The sequence below is a fragment of the Chitinophaga sp. 01L420 genome (assembly GCF_056399985.1).
The window spans coordinates 151,191-164,574 of the sequence record NZ_JBFTSK010000019.1 but is presented as its reverse complement, the minus strand read 5'-3'; the positions used below and the strand labels follow the sequence as shown (position 1 = coordinate 164,574).

The window sequence follows — 13,384 nt, the reverse complement described above, 5'->3', positions numbered from 1 at the left end:
CCTATTATAACTGGTTTAGATTTATGAGCGAGTTTACTTTACAGGAGTCTGCTACCACGAGTTACTGGACTAATAAAATAAAAAATGCCGGAGGCGCGTCCTTCTACAATATATTACCGCTTCCCGGCCATGCAAAACGGCAGCAATACACGCTGCGGTTTCCTGCGGCGCTGTCGGCTGCAGTTATCCATGCTGCAAAAGATAAAGATATCAATATCTATAAACTGGCAATGGCTGCACTGTATATCGTGCTGGGCAAATACAGTCAACGCCCGGAGCTGTTACTTACTACAGGCGGTGTGCGTATTGACGAAGAGTTGCCAATAAGTGAACCTGCCTTGCTGTTTTTTGCCGTGTCTTACGAGGAAGATATGTCAGCAAGAGAGTTGCTGAAACAAATACACCTGGAGCTGGAAGCCAATATTATCCAACGTGATTATGATTTTTCCAGACTGGCGGCAGTATTGAAAGAGGAGCAGCAGGAGTGGGCAAAGTATGCTTTTACTACCGGCTTCGGTTACGAACCGGTTACCATATTGCAGGAGGAATTATATCAGACAGATATATTTTTCCTTTTCAGCCGGGACGAGGAGGGGCTTACATTACAGCTGGATTATAATGCTGCATTGTATGAGGAATTATATCTTTCTCTACTGGGTGGGCATCTCCTTAAAACACTGGAAATTATCAGTCATGATCTTTCTACGCCAGTAGGGAATATTAATTTTATTACGGCAGGGGATCACCAGTTTATTCATGGCAGTTTTAATGATACTGCTGTGGCTTTCTGTGAGCAGGCAGTGATAGAGCAGTTTGAGCAGCAAGCCTTGTTTACACCTGATAGTATAGCGGTTAAAAGCGGAGATGTAATACTTACTTACAGAGAGTTGAATGAAAGGGCCAACCAGGTGGCTTATTACCTGAAACAGGAGCGCGGTTTACTCCATCAGGACAAAGTAGCGCTGATGGTGAATCGTTCTGAAAAAATCATCATCGGTATTATTGGTATTCTCAAAGCCGGCGGGGTATATATTCCGATCGACCTGAGTTCACCTCCTGAGCGTGTCCGGTTTTTCCTGGAAGACAGTGAATGCGCTATTGTGCTGACGGAAAAAGCATTGATAGAACAAACGCCGGATGCTGCAGCACTCGGATATGTAGCTATTGATGAGCTAACTGATGAGAGAGCGGATAATCCCGTTATTCAGCGTGATCCGCATGAACTGGCCTACATGATCTACACGTCAGGTACTACCGGGAAACCAAAAGGGGCGATGATTCATCACCTGGGCCTGGCAAATCACGTTAGCTGGTTCCGTAAACGATTTGCTATTACACCAGCAGACAGTACCATGCTCATTAACTCCTACAGCTTTGATGGATGTTATAGTTATATATGGGCTACATTGACCGCTGGCGCCACACTTCACGTGCCTAACGATAGCTTTTTTGATCCGGAAAAAACACTGCGGTATATTAAACAGGAAGGTATCACCTTCCTGAAAATGGTGCCTTCTACTTTTGGTGTACTGGTAAACAGTGCCACTTTTGATGAGGACCCGTTAGTATGTAGTTCGGTGCGTATGATCAAGCAGGGAGGGGAAACCATCAACGTAAAAAATCTCCGTAAATATCTTCAGCGTTATCCGCATGCTGAACTAGGTAATCACTATGGCGCCACCGAAAGCACCATTGGCTCTGTGGCCTGGTGGATGCGGGAGCATAGTATCGATGATTTTGCCCGTCAGCCGGTGCTGGGAAAACCATTTGATAATCAGCAGGTATATATTCTGAACAGCAGTAATGAACTGCTGCCGGTAGGCGTGCCCGGTGAAATATGCATTGGTGGTGTAGGTGTTGGCAAAGGATATTATAACCGGGAAGAACTGACGGCGCGTAAGTTCATCGATGATCCTTTTTCTCCCGGAGGGAAATTATATAAAACAGGAGATCATGGCCGCTGGCTACCTTCGGGTACACTGGAATTTTTTGGCCGTATCGATAACCAGGTTAAAATAAGAGGATATCGTATTGAACTGGATGAGGTAGCAGAAACGCTGAAAGCTTATCCGGATGTACGTGATGCAATAGTGCTGGTATATACTAAAGATGGACAGGACCAGCTGGCGGCGTATATAGTAACAGACAATGAACCGCATATCCCGGCCCTGCAGGAGTTTATGAAAGGCAGGTTGCCCGAGTATATGCTCCCCGTATATTATATACCGTTAGCACGCATTCCGCTAACACCCAATGGTAAAATAGATAAACGCGCATTACCGGATGCCGGCGACTACCGCCCACAATTCCAGGGAGCAGCCGTTGCGCCGCGTACTGCAACAGAAGCGTTGCTGCTACAGATCTGGGAAACCTTGCTGGACATTTCAGGAGTAGGGGTAACAGATAACTTTTTTGAGATAGGCGGACACTCGCTGAAGGCCACACAGCTCATTGCGCAGATCCATAAAAAAATGCAGGTGCTGTTGCCTTTAAGAGAAGTCTTTTTGCACGCCACTATTGAAGAGCAGGCGGTGTTGGTAGATGCCAGTGGCAAAGATGGTTTTGCCGACATTCTGCCGGTAGTTGAGCAGGAAGATTACAGCCTGTCGCATGCACAACAGCGAATGTGGTTGCTGGCAGCGATGGAAGAAGAACAAACCAGTTATAATATTCCACATGCTGCTGTGCTGGAAGGTAACATCGATGTAGAGGCATTCCGTAGTGCACTGGACGCACTGGTAACGCGGCATGAAATATTGCGTACCGTATTCATTACAAAAAACGGTGTGCCAAGACAACAAGTGCGAAGCCTTGCTGATTCCGGTTTTACGTTGGTGTATAAAGATCTGCAATCTGAACCGGAACGTGAAAACATAGCTGCGGATATTGCTGCAGCAGAAGCAGGAACCGTATTTGACCTGGAGAAGGGGCCACTGGTAAGAGCCGTGTTGTTGCAGGTTTCCGGCAACAGGTATACCTTTCTGTTTACGTTACATCATATCATTTCTGATGGATGGTCTACACAGGTATTTTTCTCAGATATACTGAGTCTGTATTACGCTTTCAGCAAAAAAGAAACAGCCTTACCTGAGCCGCTTCATATACAATACAAAGACTTTGCGGCCTGGCAGCAGGAATTGTTGTCGGGGTCTGCTGGTGCCAAGTATCGTGATTACTGGCTCCTCAAGTTAGGCGGTGAGCGGCCGGTACTGGAATTGCCGGCAGATTTTATCCGCCCCAGGGTAATGACCTTTAACGGAGATTATATTTCCTGCCACTTGCCTGGTGACGTACAGCAAAAGCTGCTGCAATATGCTGCTGCTAATAACCTGAGTCTGTACATGGTACTGATGGGTGCTGTAAAAACGCTGTTATACCGTTATACAGGGCAGCAGGACCTGATAGTGGGTACACCGGTAGCCGGACGGGAACATGTGAGCCTGGCGAACCAGATAGGCTGTTATGTGAATACATTGGCTATCCGCTCAAAGATCAGTAATGGAGCATCTTTCGACGACTTTGTAAAAACAGATATCAGGGATAGTTTGCTGGAAGGATATCAGCACCAGGCATATCCGTTTGATCAGCTGATAGATGATCTGCAACTGGAAAGAGATATGAGCCGCTCTCCACTGTTTAACGTAATGGTGGTGATGCAGAATAATAACAGCACGCGCAATGCGCTGCTGGATATGAATGAGCTGAAAGCTTATCCTTTTAACAACCAGCGCCCTGTCAGCAAGTTTGATCTGACTATAGATTTTGAAGAAACCAATGAAGGGCTGGTACTGGGCATTGAATATTACACAGATCTTTTTGCTGCACCGCGCATAAATCGTATGCTGGGGCATTTGGGCAATATCATCCGTGCCATAGCGGATAATCCGAATGAACTACTGGATGATATAGATTATATGACGGAAGAAGAGCAGCAGGAGATCAGCTCTTTTAACGGAAGCTTCACGCCATCGTCTTCCGCTGCCGTACATCATGTTTTTGAAAAGATAGCTGCGCAATTCGCCGATGCCATTGCATTGGAAGATGAACAGTCTGCCTGGACCTATGCGCAGTTGAATAATCGCGCCAACCAGCTGGCAGCAGCCTTATCGCCTTATGCAGTCAGAGAAGGAGTAGTAGCAGTGGTAATGAGCCGCGGTGCAGATTTTGTGACCGCAATGCTGGCTATCTTAAAAGCAGGTTGCGGTTATCTGCCGATAGAGTCCAATACACCTGTAGAGCGCATCACGCAACTGCTGGAATATACACAGGCAGTGGCGGTGATCACAGATGATGAAACCATCTCTCTGCATCTGGAAAGTAGGGCAGGCGTGTTGTATTTACCGGACATAGACCTGGATGCAAATGCTGCTGTAACACCGGAACTGCCGGTGGCAGATGGTAATTCATTAGCCTATGTTATGTTTACCTCCGGCACAACAGGTAAGCCCAAAGGGGTGATGATAGAACATCATAGTATTATTAATCTTGTCAGGGAAAACCCTCCGTCCGCTATCACAGAGAAAGACAGGATACTCCAGACGGGGGCATTGTCTTTTGATGCTGCCACACTGGAAGTATGGGGGGCATTGCTGAATGGTGCCCGGGTGATTGTGCTGGGGCTGCAGCATCTGCTGGATCCTTCCAGCATGGCCGCCACTCTCCGGGAGAAACAGGTAACATTGGCCTTTTTTACTACTTCCTGGTTAAATCAGTTGATAGATCATGACCCGCTGATGTTTATTCCGTTACAGTCTATATACACCGGTGGGGAACAAATATCAGTATCGCATATACGTAAATTGATAGCGCAATACCCGGCGGTGCGCGTAATGAATCTTTACGGGCCTACAGAAATAACTACTTACTGTACCTGCACGGAAATGAACGGGTATAGTGGTGGCCCGGTATCAATAGGGCAGCCTATACAGAATGACCTGGTATTGATTGTAGATCGTCGCGGGAAACCCGTACCCAAAGGTATTCCCGGCGAAATGTTGCTGGGTGGTGCAGGATTAAGCCGGGGTTATATACAGGATGAAATACGTACGGCACAACAGTTTATTACACTTGGAGGTGACCGTTTTTATAAGTCAGGTGACCAGGCCCGCTGGACGGAGAATGGGGGCATTGAATTTATTGGCCGTATAGATGAACAGGTGAAGATCCGCGGTTATCGGGTAGAGCCGGATGAAGTGGCTACTGTATTGCAATCCCATCCTGCCGTAAAAGAAGGGATCGTGATTGTACACCGCAAGAGCAATGGCGATAAAATACTGGCAGGCTATTATACGCTCACGGAAACGGCGGCTACACGGGATGAAATCAAAAGCTACCTCGGTAAATTATTGCCCGCTTACATGGTGCCTGATTCACTGATCGTACTGGACAGGATACCACTGAATGCTAACGGTAAAACGGATCGCAACGCGTTACCAGAACCGCAGCTGATAACAGAAGCCTATCAGGGCGCCCGCAATGAAACAGAACAAGCGCTGGTGACGATCTGGGAAAGATTATTAGGCGTGTCACCGATAGGCATATACGATAATTTCTTTGCACTGGGAGGACACTCTCTGCTGGCAACAAGACTGGTATCTGCGATTCGTAGTGAAATGAACCGGGCAGTGACAGTAAAGGAATTATTCATACAACAGACGATTGCTACCTTGTCGCCGCTGCTGGAAGCTCCCGTGAAGGAAAAGCTACCAGCTATCAGTCGCTATACCGCCAAGGGTAGGGTGCCATTGTCTTTTGCGCAGGAACGTCTTTGGTTTATTGATCAACTGGAAGGCAGCGTGCAATATCATATGCCGGTGTTGTTGCGATTGAAAGGTACATTGGATACCGCCGGATTGACACATGCCCTGCGTGAAATGATAGACCGGCATGAAGTGCTGAGAACCGTGATTCTGCAGGAAGATGGCCGGGGCTATCAACAAACAAAGGATAGTGATCAGTGGCAATTGACCCTGACAAATGATACTGCGTATTCCGATCCGGCACTGTTACATGCTGCCGTAGAAGAGTGGGTGGCCGCACCTTTCGACCTGTCTGCCGACTTCATGCTGCGCGCAAGACTGATAAAAGTCGCCGAAACAGAACATGTATTGCTGATCGTGATGCATCACATTGCTACGGATGGCTGGTCTATGGGTATTATTATCCGTGAACTGACGGAATTGTATAATGCGTATACCACACAGCGAACCGCTGCATTACCGGTATTATCCGTACAATATACTGACTTTGCCATCTGGCAGCGCCGGCATTTTTCCGGTGAAATACTGGATAAACAGCTACAATACTGGAAACATAAACTGGATGACGTAACCCCGCTTAATCTGCTGACAGATTATGCGCGCCCCGCGATACAAAGCGCACGGGGCTCCTACGTTACTTTTCATATAGATGCTGCACTGACAGCACAATTACAGGAACTGAGCAGGCAACAGGAGGCAACTCTCTTTATGACGTTGCTGGCTGCATTTAAAGTATTACTGCACCGCTATACCGGTCAGGATGATATCAGTGTGGGAGCACCGATAGCCGGCAGAACACAACAGGAGGTGGAACAGCTGGTGGGCTTCTTTGTAAATACCCTGGTGCTGCGCAGTGACCTGAGCGGTAATCCTTCTTTCCTGCAATTATTACAACAAGTAAAAGAAACTACTCTGGAAGCCTACGAGCACCAGGATGTACCTTTTGAAAAGGTGGTAGATGAAGTAGTGGTTTCCCGCGAACTAAGCAGAAGCCCTCTTTTTCAGGCCGTATTTGCCTTGCAGAATGCCCCCCGTGCAAACGGTATGGACCTGGGAGGAATACAGTTATCCGAAGAAGATATCGAGCAAACCACTGCGAAAACAGACATCAGTTTCTCCATGGAAGAAACGCCGGAAGGATTACAGGGCAGTGTGGTATACTGCGCAGATCTGTTCAGGCAGGACACCATTGTACAATTGCTGGCGCATTTCAAACAATTATTACAGGCCATCGCAACGACTCCTGCTACCACTATAGGATTACTGCCGCTGTTATCTGAAGGGGAAAAACAGCAGCTACAGGATTTCAATAAGGCGATACCCGGATTTGATATCCCTGCCGACGCAAATATCCTCTCCGTATTTGCACAACAGGTGGCCTTGTATCCGCAAAATCCCGCACTCGTATACGAAGATATTACCTTAACCTACAACGAGCTGGATACGCGTTCCAATCGCTTTGCGCACTATCTGCGTCAACTGGGTGTTGGCCCGGAAACACTGGTTCCTGTATGCCTGGAGCGCTCACCGGAAATGATTATTGGCATCATGGGCGTTTTGAAAGCCGGTGCGGCCTATTTACCCATTGATCCGGCCTATCCGGCAGAAAGGATATTGTATACGCTGGAAGACAGTGGTGCCGACATCCTGCTGAGCAGCAAGGCCTGCGAAGGTCTGGTGAATTATCCGGAACACATCCGGGTGATAAAAGCTGACAGCGATTGGGATGCCATCAGCCAAACAACGGATCAGCCGTTGGAGATACCATCGGTAAATAATCAATTAGCTTACGTCATCTATACCTCCGGTAGTACCGGAAAACCGAAGGGGGTGCAACTGGAGCACAAAGGTGTAGTAAACATGGTACAGGGGCAAACAATAGCGCTGAGATTGAAGCCCGGACTGCGAATGCTGCAATTCTCTTCCTTTGGCTTTGACGCTTTCTGTTATGAGCTGTTTTGCATGCTCCTCAGCGGCGGCTGCCTGGTATTGCCCAAGCGGGAAGATTTATTGTCGGCAGAGGGCTTTGAAGCTGTGGTCGACAGGCACCAGGTGGAACTGGTGGTGTTACCGCCTTCTTATCAGCGGGCTATCAGGGAGAAAACAGGTACGCTCCATACCATCGTTTCGGCGGGAGAGGCACTGAATACAGAAGACGCGCGTTACTTCAAAGAAAAAGGTATCCGCCTTATTAACGCTTACGGACCTACGGAAAATACAATCATCGCTACATATACAGATGATCCGGTTAAACCACATACTGTTGTGATCGGGGTACCGGTACCCAATGTGCAGGTGTATATCGCAGACCGGTATAATAACCTGTGTCCGATAGGAGTGGCGGGTGAAATATGCATAGGAGGAGATTCACTGGCACGGGGTTATCTACACCGTGATGACCTGAATGCAGAGAAATTTATCGGCAATATTTTTAATCCCGGTGCTACCGGGAAGTGTTATCGTGCCGGTGATCTGGGACGCTGGTTGCCTGATGGCAGCATTGAGTTTCTGGGCAGGATAGACGACCAGGTGAAGATCCGCGGCTATCGCATAGAGCTGGGAGAAATCAATACGGTATTATTGCAATCTCCGTTGGTAAGAGAAGGAATAGTGGTGGTACATAAAAACAACCGCCACAAAATGCGGCTGATAGGTTATGTGGTGCCGGAAGGACCATTCGATAGGGACGGCATCCTCGCTTACCTGAAAGGTCAGCTACCAGACTATATGGTACCATCGCTGCTGATAGAAATGGCAGTATTGCCGGTAACTACCAGTGGTAAAATAGATCGGCGCGCATTGCCCAACCCCGATGAAACTGCCTTCTCTGAGCGTACTTATACCGCTCCCCGGAATGAAACGGAGCGGGAACTGGCCCGTATCTGGCAGGAACTGCTGAGAGTAGAACGGGTAGGCATATACGATAATTTCTTTGAGCTGGGTGGAGACTCCATCATCACCATACAGATGGTGAGCAGAGCCCGTCGGGCAGGTTACGTGCTGCATCCGAGGGATCTCTTCCTGCATCAGCAGATTGCCGCGCTGGCAGGCGCGGTAACAACCAGCAGAGAGGTGATAACAGAACAAGGCATCCTCAACGGTGAAGCAGGCTTGCTGCCAATTCAGCAATGGTTCTTTGACCAGTCATTCGCCGAAAAAGATCATTTCAATCAGGCTATCCTGCTGAATATTGATAAAGCACTCGACGTAAGCAAACTGGATGCAGTAGCGGCCGCGTTAGCCGAACGTCACGATGTGCTGCGTTGCCACTATCGCAGGGAGGGTGACCGTTGGATACAGGAATATGGTTACCTGTTGCCAGGCGTCGCCAGCGAAGAGGCCACAGATGAAACGGCGATAACAGCCATATGCCAGCACTACCAGGAACAACTGGATATAAGCGCCGGTAAAATCTGGCAATGCGTATTGATAAAAACGCCACATTCAGATGCCCATCACCGCTTGTTTATCGTGATCCATCACCTTGCGGTAGATGGGGTGTCATGGCGCATTATACTGGAAGACCTGATGATATACCTGGATGCGGTTACTAAAGGACAGGTACTGCAACCGGCTTCTAAAACTTCCTCTGTACGCCAGTGGCAACAGGCACTTTGCCGTTATGCTATAGCACCGGTTACGGTGGCAGAGCTGCCGTACTGGAAGCATATCGTAAACGGGTATACGCCGTTGCCGGTATCTAAAGACATAAAAGAAGTATTGCGTAAAGAAACCGATACACATACCGTGCTGCTATCAGAAACGGCTACACGTCATTTGCTGGGTAAGGTGCAGCAGGTATATAATACCGGCATAAACGATTGGCTGCTGGCTGTCCTGGCACATACCATCGGTAACTGGACCGGCAACAATAAAGTATTGATTACCCTGGAAGGCCATGGCAGGGAAGCCATCGCGCCCGAACTGGATACTACACAAACGGTGGGTTGGTTCACCAACATGTACCCGGTATTGCTGGAAGTACCAGACAGTGCTTCCGCGGCGCTGATAAGATCCGTGAAAGAACAGTTACGGATGGTACCGGCAAAAGGCATGGGTTATGCCGCTCTCCGTTATCTGCATCCGGACGATGCTGTCAGAAAAAGTTTATATCTGCCGGCTACTGATATTCTTTTTAATTACCTCGGACAGTTGGATAATTTACTCCGCGCAGATGGAGATATCAGCATGTCAGATGAATCTACCGGCGATGCGGTAAGTGGCAACAATGCCTTCAATAGTAAGCTGGAAATTACGGCTTCTGTATCAGGAGGACAACTGTATATGTCCTGGACTTATAGCCCGGATCAATACAACCCGGTTGTAATAGCCCAACTCGCTCAAAGCAATATTTCTTTGCTGGAGGAACTGATTGCAGCTACCGTTATACAGGAAACGGCAGCACCTACGCCATCTGACTATGGTTTATCGGGCCTGCTCAGTATACAGCAGTTGGACAGCTTCCAGGCGGCACAGCAGGATGGAAGTTTACATGAAACACAGCTGCGTACATTGTACCAGTTAAGCCCACTGCAATCGGAAATGTATCGCTACAGCCTTTCCTCTGTGAATGCCGGCACTTACGTTATCCAGGTAGGTTTTGAAGTTTCCTTCCCTCATATCCAGCTGATGAAAAAAGCCTGGGAACATGTGATTGCACGTCACAGCATTTTACGTACGGCTTTTCATGATATAGGTGGTACGCCACTACAAACTGTATACAGCCCCGTGGGCCTGCCTTTCGCAGAACTGAACTATAGCGGTCTTACACCTGCAGAGCTGGAAAAAGCACTGGCTGCCTTCCTGCTGAAAGATAAATGTACCGACTTTGATATGGCTACACCGCCACTCATGCGGGTTACATTTATCCAGTTGCCAGGTGGCAACACCAGGATGGTGTGGACCTGTCATCATATTATTATGGATGGCTGGTCTATGCCGGTGGTGATAGATGAATGGCTCTCCACCTGTAGCGCCCTGCTGAAAGGCGATACCATCAGCAGTGGAGCAGAGGACCAGTATGAAGCATTTATCCATTTTCACGATACGACTGATCGCCACACAACAGCGGCTTTCTGGAAGCAGTATCTGAAAGGCATTACAGCGCCTAATTGGTTGCCTTTTGCGGATGATCGCCCCGACAGAAATAAGCTGCCGGGAGTGTTTAACGATGTGCGACTGGTACTCGATGAAACCATCACCTCCGATATGCAGCAGTTTGCACAAACCCATCACATCACGGTGAATACGCTGATACAGGGCGTTTGGGCTACCCTGTTGTACAGGTATAACCGCAACAGAAAAGTAGTATTTGGAGCTACAGTTTCTACCCGTCCGGCAGAAATAGACCAGGTAGAACAAAAGGTAGGTCCTTATATCAATATCATTCCAGTACGCGCAGATGTAACGGCTTTGCCACTGGCAGACTGGCTCCGCGAATTGCAGGACACACATAGTCTTTCCCGTAGTTATCAGCATGCAGGGCTGGCTGATATCCGCACCTGGACAAACATCAAGGATGACCTGTTCGACAGTGTACTATTCTTTGAGAACTATCCGCTGGGAGAAGTGAGTGAAAAAGAAGAACGGCAGCCGGAGATCCTTCACCTGGAGATGAGTGAGCATAATAATTACCTGCTGTCTGTTTTTGTAGGAGTAGGCAGTGAGCTGGTGGTTCGTTTTAATTACAACAGCAGCTTATTGAGTGATGTCAGCGTCAACATCATCAGCGGACATTTTAAAACAATGCTGTTGCAGCTACTGACAAATCCGGACAAGCCGGTTACACAATTCCGGCTCATCACACCACAGCAGCTGAAATCGGCCTTTGAAGCAACTGGTATCGGGCAACGAAAAAGAATATCGTTGTCTGCAACTACCAGCGAAAAACCCCGTAAATCAAAATAAGTCATCACCACCGCTAATCAACAAAAAAAATGAGCATGTTAAAATTACTCCAGCAAAAATCGAAAGCGTTCTTCTGGCTGCTGGCCTTACTGGGGTTGATCAACAGTATATGGAGCAGTACCTTGTTATTATTGATTAATAACAAGATCACCAATACACCTTTACCGTTTGGTGGAGGATATGACTGGCAGATGTATTGTGTCCTCATCGTATTGGCTTTTGTTACCGCCAGGTTTTTTCAGTCGTATATGATCCGGCTCACCTACAATCTGGGTAATGATCTGGGCCTGTCTATATTCAATAAACTGCGATTCACCAATTATGAGGAATACATGAAGCTGGGTGATGAAAAAGTTCGTACATCCGTTGCTGATGTAACCACATTGCAACGTTTTCCACAGGCATTTATAGAAACCTTTAATGCCGTAGTAATGGTGGTGATAGGCGTACTCTATCTTTTTTATATCAACCTGGCCGGTGCTGCACTGATTACCCTTATCCTCGGGATGCTTGCAGGTATTTATTATTACCGCAACCTGGCGGTACATCGTGATATGACGACAGTTAGAGACCTGGCCAATGTGTATCAGCAGAATGTAAACGACTTTCTCCGTGGTTTCCGGGAAATCAAGATGAGCACCCTGCGCAGTGATAATATTTATCATGAACACATCACGGTTAACAGAGGCAGGGCAAAGGATCTTACCGTGAAAACCCTCATCCGGCATATGGGCAATGAGTTGATGGGTAGCTATGTATGGTACCTGATGATCGGTATTATTCTCTTTCTGCTGCCGGCTTTGTTGCATACCACTACTGGCGCCAACAGCAACTTTATTGTGACACTGTTATATCTCATGGGGCCCATGGGGATTATCATCACAGAAATACGAGAGTTCACCCTGATGCACATCGCGGTAAAGCGACTGGAAGAATTTGATAAAATTATCAGTGCTTCCAAAACCATTGCGTTGGGACATGGTCGTGTAGGGAATACAGAAAAATCTTTCCGCAGTATTCGTTTTGAAAACGTGATATACGAATATTATGATGAGATCAGGTCAGAAACATTCCGGCTGCAACCATTGAACCTGGAAATCAATAGCGGAGAAAGCATTTTCATTACCGGCGGTAATGGCAGTGGTAAAAGCACTTTCGTGCATTTGCTTACTGGCTTGTTTATGCCAAAATCCGGAAACATTTATTTCAACGATGTACGTGTTACCCCGGAAACCTACCCCTGGTACCGCGATCAGATGGTAGCTATTTACACAGACCATTGTCTGTTTACGGAAAACTACGACAATTATATACTGGACCGTAGCAATGAAAGACTGATGCATTTGCTGGATAAAATGAGGCTGACTGATATCGTAACTTTTAATGAAGGCAAAAATGTGATTAAAGCCACCTTATCCAAAGGCCAGCAGAAAAGGTTAGCACTGATATATGCGCTGCTGGAAGAAAAGGACATCATTGTGCTGGATGAGTGGGCGGCTGAACAGGACCCTGTTTTCCGCGCCTACTTCTATAAAGTGCTGGTGCCGGAAATGAAAATGATGGGTAAAACAGTGATCGCAGTATCACATGACGATGCCTATTTCTATTATGCAGAAAGACTGTTGCGCTTTGACTATGGACGTGTGCAGAGTGATGTGAAACAGCCGGTGATGACAGCATAGCGGCATCTATTTTATTGTTGACCAATAACAAACGTT

General features: G+C 47.5%; 2 protein-coding genes. Both read left to right on the top strand.

What is annotated here, in order from left to right:
* Positions 1–23: 23 nt before the first annotated feature.
* Positions 24–11,666, top strand: a complete 11,643-nt coding sequence (locus tag AC1DP6_RS19245; RefSeq protein ID WP_477056283.1) for a non-ribosomal peptide synthetase — start codon at positions 24–26, stop codon at positions 11,664–11,666.
* Positions 11,667–11,701: 35 nt separating this feature from the next.
* Entirely contained in the window at positions 11,702–13,348 is a 1,647-nt protein-coding gene (locus AC1DP6_RS19240; protein WP_477056282.1) for an ATP-binding cassette domain-containing protein, read from the top strand.
* The last annotated feature ends 36 nt before the right edge of the window (positions 13,349–13,384 follow it).

Excerpts from the sequence above, each read along its gene's own strand:
- AC1DP6_RS19245 (WP_477056283.1), top strand. The coding sequence starts at position 24 with ATGAGCGAGTTTACTTTACAGGAGTCTGCTACCACGAGTTACTGGACT.
- AC1DP6_RS19240 (WP_477056282.1), top strand. The coding sequence starts at position 11,702 with ATGTTAAAATTACTCCAGCAAAAATCGAAAGCGTTCTTCTGGCTGCTG.